Here is an 18,937-nt window from a genome sequence, read left to right on the forward strand (position 1 = left end):
CGCGGTTATAGCCCTACTGCCCCGGCGAATACGTCCGCTCGGCGTGCTGCCGCACGTCTTCGGGGTAAAACAGCACGTCCTTAAAATTCTCCTCGCAGTACAGCGCGGCCTGGTCGGTAAAGTGCCGGGAATCGGGGTGGCTGCTCTGGCCGCCGGTCAGCACCGAGCGGGCTTTCAGGCGCGGCCCGAACTCGACGACGGCAATAAAGCTGTTGCCCACGGTGCCGTAGCGCTTCTGGGTGCCGGGAAACGAGCGGGAGCCAAAGGCCGCCAACGAGCCCCAGGCCGACGACGCAAAGGCGACCGGCCGGCTGGGCTGCCGGTCGTCGTAGGTTTCCTGGATGCGGCCGGTGAGGCGCTGGAAGCGGTTTACTTCGCCCCAGGCCATTTCCCAGGTGCCAAAGTCGCGGGTCAGCTCGGCCTGCACCTCGGCCAGGGCCGTGAGTTTTTCCTGGGCCGTGGTATTCTGAACCGTAAAGAGGTTGAAGCTGATCTGGTTGAATACCTGATCCGGGGCCGCGCGGGTGCGGGCCAGCTTCTGAATTTTTTCGCCCCAGTAGATGGCCAGGGTCTGGGCCACGGACTGCTGGCCGTAGCGCCGGTCCCAGCCGCGCAGCACGGCCAGGGCCTCGGTCACGGCCGGCGGCTGGGAGCCGGCCGGGGCGGCTAGCAACGCCGGCAGCAGCTCCTCGAAGCCAGCCAGGTAGGGGTCCTTGGCCGCCGCAATCAGCGAGTCGAGCGTGAAGCCGGCTTGGGGCCGGGTCAGCACGCGCACCGCATTGATGCCCCGGTAATTTTCGGCGTCGGGGGCCATGTAGGCCGGATATTTCTCTTGGTTCGGGCTGCTGCCGGGGCCCGCCACGGTGAAGGGTGTGGAGTTGCAGTTCTGAATGAAGCCGCTGGCCGGGTTGCGCACCTGCACGATGTCACTCACTTGGTGCAGGCCGCGCCACTCGGTGGCGGGGTTGCTGCCGTCTACGGGCTGGCTCCAGTCGAAGCCCGGGTTGCGCCGGGGCATGAAGTTGCCGTGCCAGTAGGCGATGGTGCCCTTGCTGTCGGCAAAAACCGTGTTGTTGGAGGCGTTGCCGTTGAGCTTCATTACTTTCCGGAAGCTGGCGTAGTCGGTGGCCTTGGTGCGCAGGTACGACTGCTCCAGGGCCTCCAGCGGCGTGTCCATCATGCGCACCGTCACCCAATGCGCGTCGTCCTTCTGGCCCACTACCGGGCCGTGGTGGGTGCGGTAAGTCGTGAATTCGCGGCGCAGCAGCTGGCCGTCTTTCCTGTACGCCACCGACACCGTGCCCGCCTGCACCGGCCGCCGCTGCTTGCCGTAGCGGTAGAAGAATTTGCCGTCCTCTTTCTCGATGGTTTCCAGGTATTCGTCCATCGAGTCGGCGTAGCTGGAGGTGTGCATCCAGCCGCAGTGCGCATTGAAGCCCTGGTAGACGAAAAACTGCCCCCAGGTCACGGCCCCGTAGGCATTCAGGCCGGCCTGGCTGGTCATCTGCACCTCGGGCCGGAAGTAGAACGAGGTGTGAGGGTTGATGAGCAGCAGGGCGTGGCCCGAGGCGCTGCGCTGCGGGGCAATGGCGAAGCCGTTGGAGCCCGTCGGCTCCCGGTCCTTTTTCTCGAAGTCGGTATCCAGCCAGGAGCTGGACTTCTTTTGGCTGTAGAATGCCTTCAGCCGCTGCACCGACACCACGCTGATGTTGCCGCCGATGCTGCCCTCGCTGAACATGAGCGGCATCCAGGGCTGGAAGCGGCGCAGCAGCCGGGGCTGCACGGTGGGGTGGGTGTGCAGGTAGTAGTTGGTGCCGGCGGCAAACGCGTCGAGCAGCTGCCGCATCCAGGCGGGGCTTTTCTGGTAGATGCCGATGGCCTGGGTGCTGTCGAGGAACAGGCGGGCGCGCAGGTCCTGGTAGAGCGCCGCTTCACCCTCCACCTCCGCCAACCGCCCGATGGAGACGATATAGTTGTCCTCGACCCGGGCAAAATCATCCTCGCACTGGGCGTAGAGCAGCCCGAATACGGCGTCGGCGTCGGTTTTGCCGGTTACGTGCGGCACGCCCCAGGTGTCGCGGGTGATGCTGACCTGCCGGGCCTGCTGCTGCCAGGCGGCTATTTCGGCGGGGCGGAAAGCCTGGGCGCGGGCGCTAAGCGGGGGAAGCAGAATCAGCAGAAGAACGAGGAGTCGCATCGGAAGGAGCATAAAACGGATTGGCCGCCAAGGTAGCGCGCCGCTTTGGCTTTGCGGGTAGCGGAGCCGAAGAAGCCCCGGCCGGCAACCGGGGGAGCAACTTTCTACCAATCTTTGCCCTATGAAAAGCTGCCTGAAATCATCTGCCCTGCGGGCCTGCGGGAGTATAATGCTGCTGCTCGGGCTGTTGGGGACGGTTGCCGTGCCGCCGGCCCCGCGCATCACCGAGCGAAACTACCAGCGCTACTTCGATCGCTACGACCTGCAGGGCTCGTTTCTGCTGCTCGACGCCGCGACGGGGCAGTACACGGCCTACAACCTGCCGCGCTGCCGCCAGGGCTTCCTGCCCGCTTCCACCTTCAAAATTCCGAATACCCTCATCGGACTCGAAACCGGCGCTATCCGGGATACCACCGACCTCTGCCGCTGGGACGGCGTGAAGCGCAGCTTTCCGCAGTGGAACCAGGACATGACGATGGCCCGGGCCCTGCGGGTGTCGTGCGTGCCCTGCTACCAGCAGCTGGCCCGGCGCGTGGGCGCGGCCCGCTACCAGCAGCAGCTGCCGAAGCTGAAGTTTGGCCGCATGCAGGTCACGCCGGCCACCGTCGATACGTTCTGGCTGGCCGGCCCCTCACGCATCACCCAGTTCGAGCAGATAGACTTTCTGCAGCGCTTCCAGCGGAATAAGCTGCCCGTAGCCCGCCGCAGCGCAGACATCACCAAAGCGCTGCTCGTCCTCGGCCGGGGGCCGGGCTGGACGCTGCGCGGCAAAACCGGCTGGACCATGCAGGCGGGCCACGACAACGGCTGGTTTGTGGGCTGGGTGGAGCAGGCCGGTAAAGCCTACTTCTTCGCCCTGAACGCGGAGCCCCAAAACGGTGGTCCGGCCGCGGCCAACTTTATTCAGGGCCGCCGGGCCGTTACGGAGCAGATTCTGCGGCAGGAGTTTGGGCTGCTGCCCGCCGCGGCCCACCAGTAGCTTACCAGCGGGCCGCGGGCCTGGCTTTATTCGGCGGGCTCGGCAGCAGTCAGCTTGGCTCCGGCGGAAGACGGCGCATCCGAAGCCGGGTCTTCCGCCGCCGCGACGGGCGTAAAGCGGTCCTTGAAGCGGGCGTACAGCGCGTTCATGCCCAGCAGCAGCAGCCCCATCAGAATGAAGACCACGGCGCGGGTAATGGTGCCGCGCTGGCTCAGGTCGAAGAACACCAGCCGCACCAGGCAGATGGCCACGCCGGCCAGGGCCGCGTAGCGGAAATCCTGCCGCCGCAGCAGCAGGCTGCTCACAAACAGGGCAATGACTTCCAGCATCAGCAGCACCGTGAGCACCGAGCGGTCGAAGGACTGCACCAGCACTACCGTAAGGGCCCCGAAAGCCGGGTACAGCAGCACGGCTACCCGCTGCCGCGGGCTGAGCTGCCCCAGGGCCGCCAGCCCGCCCAGCCCCGGGGGCCAGTACAGCGGGGCCGTCGGGACGGGAGCTGCCAGCGTCAGGGCCGCGTAGGCAAACAGCAGGGCCACCGCGCCGGCCGTGGTCAGCCAGCGCACGCTCAGCAGCTGCCCGGGCGCCAGGTACACCAGCGCGACGTAAATGATCCAGGCCGTGGCCAGCCCGAAAAACAGGATGCCGTACAGCTGCAGCCGCCGCAGCCTTGCGGGCAGCCGCGCGCCCCCCAGGCTCAGGCCCAGGGCCAGCGCCAACGACAGCAACGCCTGCCAGGTGACCTGCACTTCGTGCCAGAGCGTGAAGGTGGCAAACAGCAAAGTCAGCTCGGGCAGATACGGGTGCAGCCGCTGCCAGGAGCGGTAGCGCGGCTCCGCGGCGGGCGGCTGCCGCCACGCCAGTCCGGCCAGGGCCAGCAGCAGGGCCACGGCCGTCAGGCGACGGGCGGGTAGGTGCCAGAGCTGGTCGGTGCCGGGCACCAGCAGCACCAGGTGCCCGAGCAGCGCCCAGCCCAGCAGGCCGTAGGAAACGTGCAGCAGAAACCGGTCGGGGCTGCCCGCGCGGGCCAGGCTTGCCGGGTCGGCCAGCCGGCGCCGCAGCTCCTGGGCAGCCAGCGCCGCGGCTGCGGTCAGCGCGGTCCAGAGCAGCACGGGCAGCGCTTCGGAATGCGGGGCAAAAGCTGCCCAGCTCGTCACGGCCAGGTGCAGAGCCAGCAGGTACAGCCAGGGCCAGCGCACCTGCCGGCCCGCCGCCTGCCACCACGAAAAGGCCAGCCCCGCCGCCGAAAGCAGCGTCAGCGGCAGCAGGTAGGCCAGCGTGTGGCCGGTGGTAGCGGGTTGATTTTCGAACAGCGCGTGCTCCCATTGCAGCAGGTGGTAGCCCACCGCGGCCAGCAGCACGCCCACCCACAACCCCGGCACCGGTCGGAAGCGTCGCAGTCCCAGCAGCCCGGCCCCGAGGCCGACGGCAGCCCAGCTGGCCCACGGCTGCTCATACACCAGCCCCGCCGCCGCCAGCAGCAGCAGCCCCGGCACCGTGCCCAGCACGCGCAGCCGGTAGTTGGGGTTGTAAGAGAAAGGCAGCAGGTCGTAGGGCGGGGCGGCCAGCCGAACCAGCAGCAGCTGGGCCGCCACCGTGGCCAGCGCCGGCAACACCAGCAGCAAGGCCCGCTGGTTGTCGCTCAGCGCCCCGGGCCAATACACCAGGGCCGGCAGCGCGGCGGCCAGCAGCAGCGTGCCGTAGAGCAGCACCCGGTAGGTCCACCACTCGCGGCGGCCGGCCAGCAGCAGCGTCATCAGCAGCAGCTCGGCGTAGAGCAGCACGTTGGTCAGCGGCCAGCTCAGCCCGGCTTTGTGCAGACCCAGTACGGCTACCAGCAGCAACAGCTGCCCGGCCAGCAGGTGCAGGATGCGGAACCACTCCGCACTGCCCCGCAGCCACCACGCCAGCCCAACCAACCCGCCGGCCGCCGCCGCGCTGCCGCCTACCAAGGCCAGGGCCGGCGGATGGGCAAAGCCAAACAAAGCTTGCAGCAGCAGTCCCGCGCCGCCCAGATAGGCAAGACCGGAAATACCCCCCACCCCCAGGTGCAGGGTGCGGTCGGGCGAGGCGACGGCCTGGGCGCTGAGCCACAGGTGCCGGCCCAGCCGTCGGAAAAACACGGCGCCGCCGGCGCCGGCCAGCAGCAGCAGGGCGGCGTTGCGGGCCCCGGTAGCCGGCGTTAGCTGCGGCCAGTCGAAGAGGCCGGTGAGCAGCAGCACCAAGCCCGCCAGCAGCGCCCCGCCCATCAGCAGGCGGAAGGCGGCCACTTCCGTGGCCCGGGCCAGCAGCGCGGCCAGGAGCAGGGTTTCGAGGTAGAGCAGGGTCAGCGTAGCGGGCCAGGTCAGTCCGAGCTCATGCAGGCCGATGATGGCCACTGCCAGCAGCACCTGCCCGAGGGCCAGGTGCAGGGTACGAAACCACTGGGGGCCGCCGCGCAGCCACCACGCCAGCCCGAAAATGCCCCCGGCCACGGCCGCCGCCGCCCCGATCAGGGCCCCGGCCGGGGGATTAGGGCGGCCAAATAACGATTGGAGCACCAAGGCGGCACTACCTAGGTACAGGGCGCCGAAAAGGCCACCCAGCCCCTGGTGCAGCGCCCGGCTGATTACCGCGCCGCCGGCCTCCGGCGCCAGCACGGACTGGGCGGCCGTGAGGCGGAAGTAGGCTGTGCCGAGGCCGGCGGCCAGCAATACGATGAACGCGTTGCGGTGCAGCTCCGCCGGCGAGTAGGAGGTCAGCTGGGCCCCTACCAGCCCCAGCAGCCCCACACCGGCCAGCAGGGCCCCCGCGGCGGCTACCTGAAACACCAGCGTCTCCCGCTCCCGGCCCATGATAAAGGCAATCAGCAACGCCTCCAGCAGCATAAACAGCGCCACGACGCTGCCCGTCGCGTGCCAGCCCTGCAGTGAGAAGGCCGTAGCCAGGGCCAGCAGCAGGGAAATGATGGTGTCGGTCTGGAACAGCCACTGAATACCCAGCTGCCGGGCGCGCCGGGCCACGAAAAACGTGAGCACCGCGCCCAGGCCCAGCGGAATGGTTTTCCACGGCGAGCCGGTGCTGTACTGGTAGAGGTTGAAGCCCAGCGTGGTCCAGTTCAGAACGTGGGCCGCGAAGAGCAGGGCGTCGAAGCGGGCATCGGCATACACGCGGCGGTACTGGACCACGGCCGCGGCTACGCCCACCAGCACCACCAACGCCATGGCCGCCAGCCGCGGCGCGCCCGTCAGCGGGGCGGCCAGGTGGAAGTGCCAGTACTGGTGGAACACGAAAAAGCTGACGATACTCAGCAGCAGCTGGTAGCGCCACTGCTGCCGGTAGGTAATGGCGATGCAGAAAGCCGTGATGCCCGCCGCCGTGCCCAGCGTGAGCAGGTCGGGCGGAATGACGGCCAGCGCCACCAGACTCAGCACCCCGTGCAGCGTAGCCACCGACTCCCGGCTGCTGGTCCAGGCCAGCCAGAGGTTGGCTGCCACGCCGGCCAGCAGCAGCAGGTAGCTCAGCGGCGGCGCGGCCCACTGCAGGCCCGGCACGCTCACGGCGCCCACGCAGGCAAACAGGAAGATGGCGGCCGCGCTGCTTTGCAGCCACACGTGCAGGCGGGCCGCGAAAGGCTTGGGGCGCAGGTAGTAGTTCACGGCCAGCAGGGCCGCGGCAAAGGCGGAAATAAGGGCGAAGCGGAAGGGCGGGGCCAGCCGCAGCGCGGTGTACACGCCCAGGAAGCCCACGCCCGTCACCAGCACCACGGCCCCCAGAATGCCGGTCCAGTTGTCGAGCAGCAGGTGCTCAGTCCGTTCCCACCACGTCGGCCCGATGGGCTCGGCGGGCACCGGCGGCGCTACGGGCCGGGGCGGTGGGGGCGGGATAACAGCGGGTTCGGGTTGGGTTTTCGGAACGGGCGGCAGCGCCGCTGGTGGCGTCGGAGTCGCGGCTGGCGGTGCGGAAGCCGTTGGCGAAGCCGGGGTGGGGCTGGGCGCAGCCACCGGCGGCCGGGGCGCCACCGGAGCTGGGGGCACAACAGGTGCCACCGGAAGCGGCGCAGCGGCGGGCACGGGAGCAGCCGGGGGTGGCCCGGCGGGTGCCACCGGGGCGGGTGCCGTCGGGGTGCTGGTCGCCGGGGGCGTGGCCAGCGGCGCCGCCGGGCGGGCGGGCAGCGCGGCGGCGGGGGGCGGCTGGAGCAGCTTCATTTCCTGCCGCAGCTGGTCTACCTGGGCCAGCAGCTGCACGTGGTCAGCGTCGTGCTTGCGCAGCTGCTGCTCCAGCGTCTGGACGCGGTCCTTGAGGCGCTGGTAAAGCAGGTAGCCGACCACCAGCACCACCACAATCCATATTCCGCTATCCATAGGGTAGTTTTACAGCCGGAGAAGGCAGGTCAAGCGGCCGGAAAGCACGCCTCGCCCGGCCCGGGGCGCAGGGCCGGCGCTGGAAACTTAGTGATTTATTCGGTTGGCCGCCGGCAGCGCGGGAGCGGTGGCCGGGCAGCCTTCCCCGCCGCCCTGCGTATGTTGGGGCACCCATTGGCTGCGGCCAGCCCCATATCCAACCCGCCATGCTCTCCCACCGGCACGAAATCTTTCTCGAAGTAGCCCGGCAGCTCAGCTTTACCAAGGCCAGCCAGGCGCTGTTCGTGAGCCAGTCGGCGGTGAGCAAGCAGGTGAAAGCGCTGGAGGAATACTACAAAACCGGCCTGTTTGAGCGCCTCGGCAACAGCGTGATTCTCACCGCGGCCGGCGAGCTGCTCTACCAGAAGCTGCTGCTGGCCACGCAGCTCCAGCACGAGCTGCACCAGGAGTTTACTACCCTCAGCCCTACGTTTTCGCCCCAGGTGCACATGGTGATTGGGGCCAGCACCACCATTTCGCTCTACGTCATTCCCCCGATCCTGTCGGCTTACCTGAGCAAGTTCCCCAACACCCAGCTCACCCTCAAAAACCGCAACAGCGAGAATATCCTCAAGGCCCTGCTCGACCACGAAATTGATCTGGGCATTATCGAAGGCATCCACAAGGTGAGCAACGTGACCTACACGCCGCTGCTCACCGACGAGGTGGTGGCCGTGTGCTCGGCCCGCAATCCGCTCAAGAGAAAGGAGTTGCGGGCCCACGACCTGCTCGAGGTGCCCGTGGCCCTGCGCGAGGCCGGCTCCGGCACGCTGGCGGTGCTGGAAGAGGCCCTGGCCGAAAAGCACATCAAGCTCACCGACCTGCCGGTGAAAGTGCGGCTGGGCGGCACCGAGGCGCTGAAAAACTTCGTGCGCGTCGATACCTGCCTGGCCTTTCTGCCCCGGCAGGCCGTGATGAAGGAGCTGGCCTCGGGCGAGCTGGTAGAAGTGCCCCTGCGCGACCTGAACTTGGTCCGCCACTTCGAATTTGTGCAGCGCAAGGGCACCGAAAACAACATGCCCTACCGGGAGTTCGTCCAGTTTGCGCGGCGCCATTATGCCAAACCGGCATAGCCTATTCCGAAACACTATTTGATTTGGGAATAGCGCGGGGAGAGATTTGCGTTCCAGATCCACTATGAACGACACCCTCGAATCCGTTTCCCGCCTCCAGGCGCTGCACTGCTCGGTCTGCGGCGCCCCGCACCCGGCCTTTACCCTGCAGCGCGTATCCGACTGCTGCCAGATGCCGCTGCTGGTCTCCTACGACCTGCACGAGCCGCTGCCCCGCGCCAGCATCCGCAGCCTCGACGGCACGATGTGGCGCTACCGGGAGGTGCTGCCGCTGCTCCACGACGAAAACCAGGTTAGCCTCGGGGAAGGCTTCACGCCCCTGCTCGACCTGAAAAACGTGGCCGGCCGCTACAGCCTGCAGTCCGTGGTGCTCAAGGACGAGGGCCAGAATCCGACCGGCTCGTTCAAGGCCCGGGGGCTGAGCATGGCGGTTTCCAAGGCCAAGGAGCTGGGCGTGCAGGGCTGCATCATCCCCACGGCCGGCAACGCGGGCGTGGCCCTGGCGGCCTACTGTGCCAAGGCCGGGATGCGGGCCGTGGTAGCCATGCCCCGCCACACGCCCCAGGCCTTTAAGGAAGAATGCTACTGGTACGGGGCCGAAGTGCAGCTTATCGACGGCCTCATCAACGACTGCGCCGCCTGGGTGCGGCAGGTCAACGCTGCGGGTGAGCTGCTGGACGTATCCACGCTGAAGGAGCCCTACCGCATTGAGGGAAAAAAAACCATGGGCTACGAGATTGCGGAGCAGCTGGGCTGGCAGCTGCCCGACGTTATCCTATACCCCGCCGGCGGCGGCACCGGCCTTATCGGTATCTGGAAGGCTTTCCAGGAAATGAAAGCGCTGGGCTGGCTTGCTCCCGACGTGAAGCTGCCGCGCATGGTGGCCGTGCAGGCGGCCAATTGCTGCCCGCTGGTAGAAACCTACCAGGGCCGGCAGGCCAATGCCCACAGCTACGTGGGCCAGCCCACCATTGCCAACGGCCTGGCGGTGCCGCGCCCTTTGGGCGAGCTGCTGATGCTGGACGTGCTGCGCGAGTCGCAGGGCACGGCTCTTAGCATCACCGATGCCGAAATGGTGGAAGGCATGCGTGAGCTGGGCCGGCTGGAAGGCCTGTTCGTAGCCCCGGAAGGCGCGGCCGTGTGGATGGCGGCCCGGCAGCTGCTGGCCGCGGGCTGGCTGCAGCCCGACGAGCAGATCCTGCTGCTCAACACCGGCTCGGGACAGAAGTATCTGGAAAATGTGGCCGGGCAGCACGGGTAAGGAGCCCGGCGTGGTAGGCTCAGACGAAGGCTTTTCATAAAAACCGGCCAGTGGCTACGGTCACTGATAGTACTACCGCCGCAGACCCAAAAAGCGGCTTGGTAAGACAGCAAAACCAGCAAAGCCCGTAGCGCCCACCAGGCGTTACGGGCTTTGCTGGTTTTGCGCCTTCAGGTTTGGCCGCTGTCTGCAGCGAAATTTGCTAAATGCCTTCAAAAGTAAAGGGTATTTTGGGATTTTGCATAAGATATAAGACTAAAGAAGTTGATTTTGAAAGGGGTGTATTGAAGATAAGTACATGTTTATGCTATATTGCATATCAAATGGCAAGGTGCCAATATTTCAGGCTGGTTGATTCTGCTAATGGCTGCTGCTTCGGGTTTTCGTGTTGGCTACGGCTTGTTTGCCCTGGTAAGCCTGGTTTTGTTCAGCGGCGTAGCGGCTTTCACCGAAGTGGCCCATCCGGTGGCGGCGCCCGGCTCCCTGAACGCGGCCGACGTAGCCTGGATGCTCACCGCCACCGCCTTTGTGCTGATTATGACGCCCGGCCTCTCGTTTTTCTACGGGGGCATGGTGCGACCCAAAAACGTTATTTCCACGATGCTGCAGAGCTTCGTGGCGTTGGGCGTGATTTCGCTGGTGTGGTACTTCGTCGGCTTCTCCCTGGCCTACGGCGACTCCTGGCGCGGGCTCATCGGCAACCCGCTCACCTTCGGGCTGCTGCGCAACGTGGGCACGGCGCCCCACCCGCTGCTGTCGCCCGGCATCCCGTTTATCCTGTTCTTCGCCTTTCAGCTCAAGTTCGCCGTCATCACCCCGGCGCTGATTACCGGCTCCTTCGCCGAGCGGGTGCGCTTCAAGGGCTACCTGGCCTTTATGGTGCTGTTCTGCCTCTTCATCTACTGCCCGCTGGCCCACTGGACGTGGCATCCCGAAGGCTTCTTGCGCCGCTGGGGCGTCCTCGATTTCGCGGGCGGCACGGTGGTGCATATTTCGGCCGGCATCGCCGCACTGGCGGGTGCGCTGGTGCTGGGGCCCCGCTCCGGTGGTGCCAAAAAGCAGTCGTTTTCTACCCCCAACGTGCCTTACGTGCTGCTGGGCACCGGCCTGCTGTGGTTTGGCTGGTTCGGGTTCAATGCCGGCTCGGCCCTCGGGGCCAATGAGCTGGCGGCCCAGTCCTTCGCCAACACCAACCTGGCGTCGGCTGCCGCCCTTATTGCCTGGATGCTGATTGAGCTGGCCCAGGGCGGCAAGCCAACGGCCGTCGGGGCCTGCATTGGGGCGGTGGTGGGTCTGGTCGCCATTACGCCCGCGGCGGGCTACGTCACCTACGGGCAGAGCATTCTGATTGGCGTAGTGGCTGCCCTGGTCAGCCAGGCGGCGGTGCACTGGCAAACCAGCTACACCTCTATCGACGACACGCTCGACGTGTTTCCCTGCCACGGGCTGGGCGGCATCGTGGGTATGCTGCTGACGGGCGTGTTTGCCGAAAAGGGCGGGCTGGTGCACGGCACGGCCACGCTGTTCGGCTACCACGTGCTGGGGCTGATTATTGTCATTGCCTACACCTTTGCCGGCTCTTGGGTGCTGCTCAAAATCACGGATGCCTGCTTCGGGCTGCGGGTAAAGGCCAGCGACGAAGAGCTGGGCCTCGACCTGAGCCAGCACGAGGAGTCAACCTACCATATCGACGAAGAGTTTGAGCAGACTTACCGCAAGGAAACGGTAGCGGAGCAGGTCTGAGCAGGAAAGGGGAGTTTATAACGAATAGTTAGCGCAAGCGAACAGGCCGCCGGAAGTAGTTCCGGCGGCCTGTTCGGCTATTCGCCCATCTTGCTCAGGAAAAATGAGGCCAGAAAGCCCAGCACCGTAATCAGGCCGGTGAAATTGTGGGCCGTGGCGAAGGCCTCCGGAATCATGGTGTCGGCAATCATGGCCAGCACGGCACCGGCGGCTACGGCCGTCGTGGCCGCTATTACATCGGGGGAGAAGTGACTGAACACCGAGTAGCCGACCAGCGAGGATACCCCGGATATCAGCATGATGCCGCCCCAGAGCAAAAACACGTAGCGGGCCGAGCGTCCCGCCTTTTTCATGCCCGCCGAGCTGGACAGCCCCTCCGGCAGGTTCGACAGAAAAATGGCTACCACAGCCACCACGCTTACTTTGCCGCCCACCAGCATGCTCAGGCCAATGACGATGCTTTCGGGGATGCCGTCGAGCAGGGCGCCGATGGCCAGGGCCATACTGTTGTCGTCGCCGGGGTCGGCGCCCGGCTTGCTGCCTGCTTTTACTTTCTGGCGCTCCTCGTGCTGATGCTGCCCGGAGCGTTTGCGGTGCTTGGCGCCGGCGCGGGCCAGCAGCCAGTTGGCCAGCGTGTAGGCTACTGCGCCGCCCACGAAGCCTAGGGAAGTGGAGTCGAGGCCGCCCTGCTTGTAGGCTTCCTCCATCAGCTCCAGCGAAAGGGTTGAAATCAGGACCCCGCTGCCGAAAGCCATGACGGCGGCAATAAGGCGCTGGGGCACGTGGGCGTAGTAGCCAATAGCGGCGCCCAGCAGCAGCGCCGAGCCCGACACCAGGCCCCAGCATCCGGCCAGCGCCCAGGTGGGAAAGTTCATGGAAACAAGCAAGCCGGAAAGAGTAAAGCGGATGAAATGCCGGCCCTGCGCCGGGTAGCTGCGCCGTTATACGTGCGGGCGCGGCAGAGTTGCTCCGTTGGCTCCCCGCAGGTCAGGCCGCGCTTTGGTGGCGGGCCAGCAGGGCGTGCAGGGTCGCGTCGTCCACGGTTTTGAGGCCTACTTTCTTGAACGGCGCCGAGTGGCCGGTCAGCAGCGTGACGCTGGCTTTGCTCACGCCGAACACTTCCGCCAGGTAAGCCCGCAGGCAGGCGTTGGCTTTGCCGTCCTGGGCCGGGGCCTTCAGACGCACGGTTACGGTGCCGTCGGGGGCTACCAGCAGCTGGTTGGCGCGGGCGTTGGGCCGGGCTTTGAGGTGCAGGACGGCCACGGGGCAGCTCAGGCCTGGGAGTTGTAGGCGTCGTACACGTTCCAGGCCCAGATCAGGAAGGGTACCACCAGCGTCCAGGCGAGCAGGAAGCCCACCACGCCGCCCACGGCCCAGATGAGGAACGCTTTCAGAATATGCCCCTTGATGAGCTGACCCAGGCCGGGAATGAAAAAGGAAAACAGGGCGGGAACACCGTAGGTAGCTTTCATGGCAGTGCAGAGTTGAAGAGCGAAGATAGGAAGTTGCGGGCGCCGGCCCCGCGTGAAACGCCCGGGAAGGCTACGAAGCGGCCGCTACCGGCGGCCCCAGCCGCGCCTGCCCAAACGGGCACTGGTCCAGCACCACGCAGCGGGCGCAGGCCGGGGAGTGAAAGTAGCAGCACTTCTGCCCGTGAAACATGAACGCCTCGTGGTGGTCGTACACCTGCTGGGCATCCCAGCCGGGCGGGAGCAGGGCTTCGAGCAGCCGGTGCGCCGGCCCTTCGCCCACCTTGGGGCCAATGAGCCCCAGCCGCTGGGCCACGCGGTGGTGGTGGCTGTCGACGGGCATGGCCGGGATGCGCAGGGTGCTGAAGAGCAGGGTGGCGGCGCTGGTTTTGGGGCCGACGCCCGAAATGGACTCCAGCCAGGCCCGAGCTTCCGCTACGGGCTGGTCGGCCAGAAAGTCCAGGTTGCAGGGGCCGCCGCAGCGGGTACCGATTTCGCGCAGCACGGCCTGCAGCCGCGGGGCCTTCTGCTCGGGCCAGGTGCAGGTGCTGATGGCGGCTTCCACCGCGGCCGTCGGGGCGTCGCGCACCTCGTCCCAGGTCGGAAACCGGGCCCGCAGCTGCTGGTAGGCACGGTGGGAGTCGGCGTTTTTGGTGCGGTGGGAAAGCAGAGCGCTGATCAGCTCACTCAGCGCATCCTTGTCACTGAAAAACCGGAAGGGGGCGCCATAGGCCTGGCACAGCCGCTCGTGCACCAGCAGGGCTTTGGTTTGGCAACTGGCAAAATCGGGCTGGGCAGCAGCAGCAGGGGTAGGCATGGTAGCGGCTTACGCAGAGCGGCCCGGGCGGGGTTACTGGGGCCCCCGATTATACAGCGAAATGGCCTGCCTGATGCTGCGCTGCTGCTTGCCCTGCACCACCACGGGCACAATCAGAAACGGCACGGCCGCGTACATCAGGGGAGAAATCAACGTCCCGCCGTCGCGCGTGCTCAGACTGTTCAGCAGGCCGGCCACCAGCAGTCCGCCCCCGACTACGTAGCTGGCCGTGGCGTACTGCTGGTAGCGGCGGGCCTGCAGGAGCATTTCGGTGCTGGCCGGGTTGTCGGCCGTGGCCAGGCTCAGGTTTTTCAGGCTCAGGTCCTGCACCGGGCCATTGTCCTTGGTGAAGTACTCCACCTTGATGGGGCGGTACATCGGCCCGCCCATGCCGTAGCCCCCAAACCCCCCGTACCGGCCCCCGTAGCCGTAGGGGCTGAAGCCGCCCGGGTAGCCGCCCGAAAACTGGTTGGTGTAGGCTGAGTACTGGCTGATACGGCCCACTTTCTCGCGGCGCAGCGTCACGTCGCGGTTGCCTTTGGGCAGCTTGGTGCGCACGTAGTGGCCCGTTTCGTCCTCGTAGTATTTCACCTCGCTCAGGTCGATGCGCTGCTGCCCGTCGAGGAGCAGGAAGGAGCGCCCAAAGACGGGCTGCTTGGTTTCCACGTCGAACACGCGGTAGGTCTGGCCGTTTTTCAGCCCCACCGAATAGCGCGAGGCCTCGATGGGCGGCGCCGCGGCGGGTGCCGGGGCCGGCTGGTGGGTGGCGGCGGGCTGCACCGAATCGGATACCGTGGGCAGGGTGTTGAGCTGGCGCGGCGTGGTCTGGGCCAGCGTCAGCGCCACCGGGGCAACGAGCAGCGGGAGCAGCAGGCAAAAGCGGCGGACGGGCAGGAGTTTCACGGGAGAGCAGCAGGGAAAGATCCGGTGGGGGAAGTAGAAGCAGGCCGCCCGGACGGCGCCGCGGCCGGACTGGCTAGTGGAAGAAGCAGCCGGGGCTACTTCAGCAGCCGTTCCAGCAGGCTGATGCTGTCGACCATGTTGGTGCTGGTTTCAAAGTCCAGGGGCTTGATGATGTAGCCTTCCACGCCCAGGTTCTGGGCGCTCAGCCGGTCGACGTCCATGGCGGAGGTGGTAATGACAAAAACCGGAATGTCGCGCAGCTGGTCGTGCTGGCGGATTTCGGCCAGAAACTCGTGCCCGTTCATCTTGGGCATATTCAGGTCCAGCAGAATCACCTCGGGCAGTGGGCTGAGGGCTGCGGCCCCGTTGCGGCCCAGCAGCAGATCCAGCGCCTCCAGGCCGTTGAAGGCGGTGTAGAGCTTGTGTTGAACACTGAATTTCTCAAAGGACTTCTGCACGGTCATCGTGTCAAAAAAGTCGTCTTCCACGAGTAGAACGGAACGCATAGCGGGAACGGAAAAAAGGGATAAAAGGGAAGCGGGCGGCTAGCACAAAGCGGGCCGATAAGTAGGGCTTACGCCGATTGGTCACTGGCTGGGTAGTTTCGGCCAGGTAAAGATAAACGCCGTGCCGTGTCCTACCTCGGAGCTTACGCGCATGGTGCCTTTCTGCTCATCAATTATCTTCTTGACGATGCTCAGGCCGATGCCGGTGCTTTCGGCCGTGTTCCGGTCGCGCAGGGTTTGAAACATCAGGAAGATCTTCTCGTGGTACTCCGCCGCAATGCCGGGCCCGTCGTCGGCCACGCTGAACTCGTACTCCTTCTTGGTTTCCTGGCAGCGCACGGTGATGGTGCCGGCGCCCTGGTGGTGGTACTTCACGGCATTGCTGAACAGGTTGGTAAATACCTGCTGCAGGCTGAGCCGGTCCGCCAGAAACGTCGGCAGCGTACCGGATACCGCTACGGTAAACTCCGGGGGCACAACCAGGTCGGTAACCTCGCGGACCAGCTCGGCTACGTCGACCGGCTCGATTTTCTGCTCGGTGCGGCCAATGCGGGCGTAGGCCAGCAGGCCGTTGATGAGGTCTTCCAGCCGGGCCAGGCGGCCCTTCATCATGTCCAGATACTGGCGCATCTGCGGACTCAGTTCTCCCGAGAGCTCCTCCTCAATCCACTTCACGATGGTGGTCACACCGCGCAGGGGCGCTTTCAGGTCGTGGGAAGCCACGTAGGCAAACTGGTCGAGCTCCTTGTTGCGGTTTTCGAGGGCCCCGAAGCTTTCGTCCAGCTTCTGGGTCATGCGGTTGAGCAGGTTGGCCAGGTTGCCCAGGCTGTCCTTCTCCTTGTCCTTGATTTTGACCTTGTAGTCGCCCCCCAGCACCTGCTCGGCCAGGTGCTCCACAATCTCAATGCGGCGGCTGGTTTCCTGGTTGCCGTGGGTGAGCTGCTGCTGGAGCTGCTCGTTGGCCGTCAGCTCGCGGGAAATCTTGAAAAACAGCCACAGGGCAATCAGAATGGCCAGCACGGCCGAAACGATAATGGTAATGGGAGCAATGGTTTCGTAGATATTCTGCTGGCGGTTGCGGAGCGTCAGCAGCTGCAGCTCCGAGGCTTTGAGGCGGTTGAAAAGCCCACGAATCGCCCGCATGGTCTGGCGGCCAGTATCCAGAATGGTTCGGGTCACGGGTGGCGTCAGGGCCGTCTGGGGGGTGATAAGCGTCTGCATGTTTCGAAACTGCTGCCGTACCAGGAGCCGCATCGAGTCCAGGCGTTGAGTCTGGACCGGATTATCGACCATGAGCTGCCGCAGGTGGACGAAGCTTTTCTCTACCTGCTGTTCCGACGACGGGTAGTCCTGCAGATAGTCCACGTCGTTGGTGAGCAGGTAGCCACGGACCCGGCGCTCGGCCTCGCGCACCTGCGACGTAAGCTCTTCGGCTTCCTGCAGCACTTGGTAGGTGTTTTCTACCGAGCGGGTATGAATGGTAAGCTGGCGGATAGTGCGAAAAGAGACAAGGGCTGTGAGCAGCAGCACTCCCGCCGCAATGGCAAAGCCCATCAGAATTTTCGTATTGAGTTTTAGGCGCATAGCTCACAAACCTACGCCCTTCCGTTTACATACGCTAGCCCGGGGTGGGGCCGGCACCGGCGGCTGGTGTATCTTCGGGGCCGTTTTCGTCCCTCTCCACCATGCCCGCCGCTGACCACATTACCAGCCCCCAGAATCCGCGCATCAAAAACCTGCTGCGCCTGCAGCAGAAGTCGTCGGAGCGTCGGCAGCAAAACCTGACCATCATTGAAGGCCACCGGGAGCTGACCATTGCCCACCAGGCCGGCGTGGCGGTACAGGCGCTGTTTGTGTGTCCTGAGCTGGCCGGCGAAGTCCAGCTGCGCGCGCTGGAAACTCTGTTTGGGACGCTTCAGGACTGGTTCGTGGTGTCGAAGGCGGTGTTTGAGAAAGTGGCCTACCGTGAAGGCTCCGACGGCGTGCTGGCCCTGGTGCGCCCGCCCCACCACACGCTGCAGGACCTGCCGCTGCCTTCCAATCCGCTGCTGCTGGTGCTGGAAGCGGTGGAGAAGCCCGGCAACCTGGGCGCCATCCTGCGCACCGCCGATGCCGCCCGGGCCGACGCCGTCATCATCTGCGACCCGCGCACCGACCTCTACAACCCCAACGCCATCCGCTCCAGCATCGGCTGCATTTTCACGGTGCCCACCGTGGCCACCACCCGCGCCGAGCTGCTGGCCTGGTGCGCCCAGCGCGGCATCCGCACCTACGCCGCTGCCCTCACGCCCCAGGCCCGGCCCTACACCGAGTTCGACTTTCGCGGCCCCACCGCCTTCGTGATGGGTACCGAAGCCGACGGCCTCACGCCCGAGCTGATGGCCGCCTGCGACCAGACCATCATCATCCCGATGGCCGGCTACATCGATTCGCTCAACGTGAGCACCGCCACGGCTATTCTGACCTTTGAAGCGGTGCGGCAGCGGGGGTAGCCCCGGAGGAAATCCCCGCGGCGGCCTTCCGGTACTGCCACAGCCAGCCGCCCGCCCCCAGCAGCAGCGCCAGGCCGGCCAGCATGGTGCCCTCCATCACGGCCAGCGAAATCGGGTACAGCAGGCTGCCGCCCATGAATACGGCCACGCCCAGCCACCACAGCAGCTCCGCCCCCCGCGGGCCGGTGCGCACCGGCACCGCCCGGATGATTTCGGGCTCCGCAGGCGGGTAGAGCAGGTATTTGAGCCGCTGATAGTCGTGCAGCAGCAGCCCCAGGGTGAGCACCAGAAAGCCGGTGGTCAGGTAAGGCGTGCCGACCCAGTGCTGCGACCAGGTGAGCATGATGATGCCGAGCCACATGGGCACCAGCATCAGGGCCCCCAGCAGGGCAAACCGGCCCGTGAGCAGCAGCAGTCCGATAATCAGCTGGGCCACCCCAACGAACTGAGCAAAAATTTCCAGCCCGTTTTTGGCCAGGAAAGCGTGGTCCATGGGCGGCCCCATCAGGCCGTGGAGGTGGTTGTCGGACAGCTTATACAGGCCGCCGCCCAGCATAAACGCGCCCAGCAGCACCCGCGCGGCCAGCACGTAAAGCCGCCGCAGCCAGCCGCCGGCCCACAGGGCTATTGCGGTTGCCAGCATTGGCAGCATAATAAGGAGGCTGTAGACCAGGGTAGGGGCAGGATTCAGCATCGGCACAAGGTATTTATTGACGCCAAGTAAAGAAATTACTCCTTGATACCAGCAGCTGGTCGCCGCATAGCTCCGGTAGCCGTAGGCCACTTCTGTTAGTGCTGCCTAACCGCCGCCACCCCCTTTTTGCCATGACTGAACACCGCATATTCCGCATTCACGGCCGCGTGCAGGGCGTATTCTTTCGCCAGAGCGCCCAGCAGCAGGCCGAGAAATTAGGCCTGACCGGCTACGCCCGCAACAACTCCGACGCCACCGTCACCATCGAGGCCGAAGGCCCGGCGGCAGCCTTGGATACGCTCGAAGCCTGGTGCCGGCACGGCCCACCGGCGGCCCGGGTCGACGAGATGGAAGCCACCGCCGGGCCGCTGCAAGGGTATCAGCGGTTTGAGGTCCGCCGGGAGTAGGCGCGGGGCCGCGG

The 18,937-nt window shown here is 65.8% G+C and carries 16 protein-coding genes; 6 read left to right on the forward strand and 10 right to left on the reverse strand.

The features are described from left to right. Positions 1-13: 13 nt before the first annotated feature. Complete coding sequence (locus ABD842_RS06255) at positions 14-2,197, reverse strand: penicillin acylase family protein (RefSeq protein WP_345111570.1); 2,184 nt, start codon at positions 2,195-2,197, stop codon at positions 14-16. A 121-nt stretch (positions 2,198-2,318) separates the two neighbouring features. Here ABD842_RS06255 and blaOXA point away from each other — a divergent pair, with 121 nt between their 5' ends. After that, positions 2,319-3,176 carry a class D beta-lactamase gene (gene blaOXA, locus ABD842_RS06260; RefSeq protein WP_345111572.1) on the forward strand — a complete coding sequence of 286 codons (858 nt, stop codon included), beginning with the start codon at positions 2,319-2,321 and terminating at the stop codon, positions 3,174-3,176. A 26-nt stretch (positions 3,177-3,202) separates the two neighbouring features. Here the strand turns inward: blaOXA and ABD842_RS06265 are convergent, their stop codons facing one another. Then, complete coding sequence (locus ABD842_RS06265) at positions 3,203-7,519, reverse strand: bZIP transcription factor (protein WP_345111575.1); 4,317 nt, start codon at positions 7,517-7,519, stop codon at positions 3,203-3,205. Positions 7,520-7,725: 206 nt separating this feature from the next. Here ABD842_RS06265 and ABD842_RS06270 point away from each other — a divergent pair, with 206 nt between their 5' ends. The 3 genes from ABD842_RS06270 (at position 7,726) to ABD842_RS06280 (ending at position 11,635) form a co-directional block, all read left to right on the forward strand. Beyond that, positions 7,726-8,631, forward strand: coding sequence for a LysR family transcriptional regulator (locus ABD842_RS06270; RefSeq protein ID WP_345111578.1), 906 nt, complete (start codon positions 7,726-7,728; stop codon positions 8,629-8,631). Between the two features lie 64 nt (positions 8,632-8,695). After that, complete coding sequence (locus ABD842_RS06275) at positions 8,696-9,892, forward strand: threonine synthase (RefSeq protein WP_345111581.1); 1,197 nt, start codon at positions 8,696-8,698, stop codon at positions 9,890-9,892. A 363-nt stretch (positions 9,893-10,255) separates the two neighbouring features. Further along, the gene (locus tag ABD842_RS06280) at positions 10,256-11,635 is read left to right on the forward strand and encodes an ammonium transporter (RefSeq protein ID WP_345111584.1); all 1,380 of its coding nucleotides are present in this window, start codon (positions 10,256-10,258) and stop codon (positions 11,633-11,635) included. 77 nt (positions 11,636-11,712) lie between these two features. Here ABD842_RS06280 and ABD842_RS06285 read toward each other — a convergent pair whose 3' ends face one another. The 7 genes from ABD842_RS06285 to ABD842_RS06315 form a co-directional block, all read right to left on the reverse strand. After that, a complete protein-coding gene (locus ABD842_RS06285) occupies positions 11,713-12,510 on the reverse strand; it encodes a ZIP family metal transporter (protein ID WP_345111586.1) in 798 nt (265 codons plus the stop codon). A gap of 112 nt (positions 12,511-12,622) precedes the next feature. Then, positions 12,623-12,898 carry a DUF167 domain-containing protein gene (locus tag ABD842_RS06290; RefSeq protein WP_345111588.1) on the reverse strand — a complete coding sequence of 92 codons (276 nt, stop codon included), beginning with the start codon at positions 12,896-12,898 and terminating at the stop codon, positions 12,623-12,625. 8 nt (positions 12,899-12,906) lie between these two features. After that, positions 12,907-13,107 (reverse strand): hypothetical protein, encoded by a 201-nt coding sequence (locus ABD842_RS06295; RefSeq protein ID WP_345111591.1) that lies wholly within the window; start codon positions 13,105-13,107, stop codon positions 12,907-12,909. A gap of 70 nt (positions 13,108-13,177) precedes the next feature. Next, the gene (locus ABD842_RS06300) at positions 13,178-13,921 is read right to left on the reverse strand and encodes an endonuclease III domain-containing protein (RefSeq protein WP_345111594.1); all 744 of its coding nucleotides are present in this window, start codon (positions 13,919-13,921) and stop codon (positions 13,178-13,180) included. Between the two features lie 33 nt (positions 13,922-13,954). Further along, a complete protein-coding gene (locus ABD842_RS06305; protein WP_345111597.1) occupies positions 13,955-14,824 on the reverse strand; it encodes a hypothetical protein in 870 nt (289 codons plus the stop codon). A gap of 95 nt (positions 14,825-14,919) precedes the next feature. Beyond that, a complete protein-coding gene (locus tag ABD842_RS06310; RefSeq protein WP_345111600.1) occupies positions 14,920-15,330 on the reverse strand; it encodes a response regulator in 411 nt (136 codons plus the stop codon). Positions 15,331-15,411: 81 nt separating this feature from the next. Continuing rightward, the gene (locus ABD842_RS06315) at positions 15,412-16,914 is read right to left on the reverse strand and encodes a sensor histidine kinase (RefSeq protein ID WP_345111602.1); all 1,503 of its coding nucleotides are present in this window, start codon (positions 16,912-16,914) and stop codon (positions 15,412-15,414) included. 101 nt (positions 16,915-17,015) lie between these two features. Between ABD842_RS06315 and ABD842_RS06320 the strand changes: the two genes are divergently transcribed. Beyond that, positions 17,016-17,822: a TrmH family RNA methyltransferase gene (locus ABD842_RS06320; RefSeq protein ID WP_345111605.1), complete on the forward strand. Its 807-nt coding sequence runs from the start codon at positions 17,016-17,018 to the stop codon at positions 17,820-17,822. On the opposite strand, the gene ABD842_RS06325 is transcribed toward ABD842_RS06320, so the two are convergent. Continuing rightward, positions 17,785-18,516, reverse strand: a complete 732-nt coding sequence (locus tag ABD842_RS06325; RefSeq protein WP_345111607.1) for a DoxX family membrane protein — start codon at positions 18,514-18,516, stop codon at positions 17,785-17,787. The genes ABD842_RS06320 and ABD842_RS06325 overlap by 38 nt on opposite strands. A gap of 131 nt (positions 18,517-18,647) precedes the next feature. On the opposite strand from ABD842_RS06325, the gene ABD842_RS06330 reads away from it, so the two are divergent. Next, positions 18,648-18,923 (forward strand): acylphosphatase, encoded by a 276-nt coding sequence (locus ABD842_RS06330; RefSeq protein WP_345111610.1) that lies wholly within the window; start codon positions 18,648-18,650, stop codon positions 18,921-18,923. Positions 18,924-18,937: the final 14 nt, after the last annotated feature.

Source organism: Hymenobacter algoricola (assembly GCF_039539525.1).
GTDB classification, from domain to species: domain Bacteria; phylum Bacteroidota; class Bacteroidia; order Cytophagales; family Hymenobacteraceae; genus Hymenobacter; species Hymenobacter algoricola.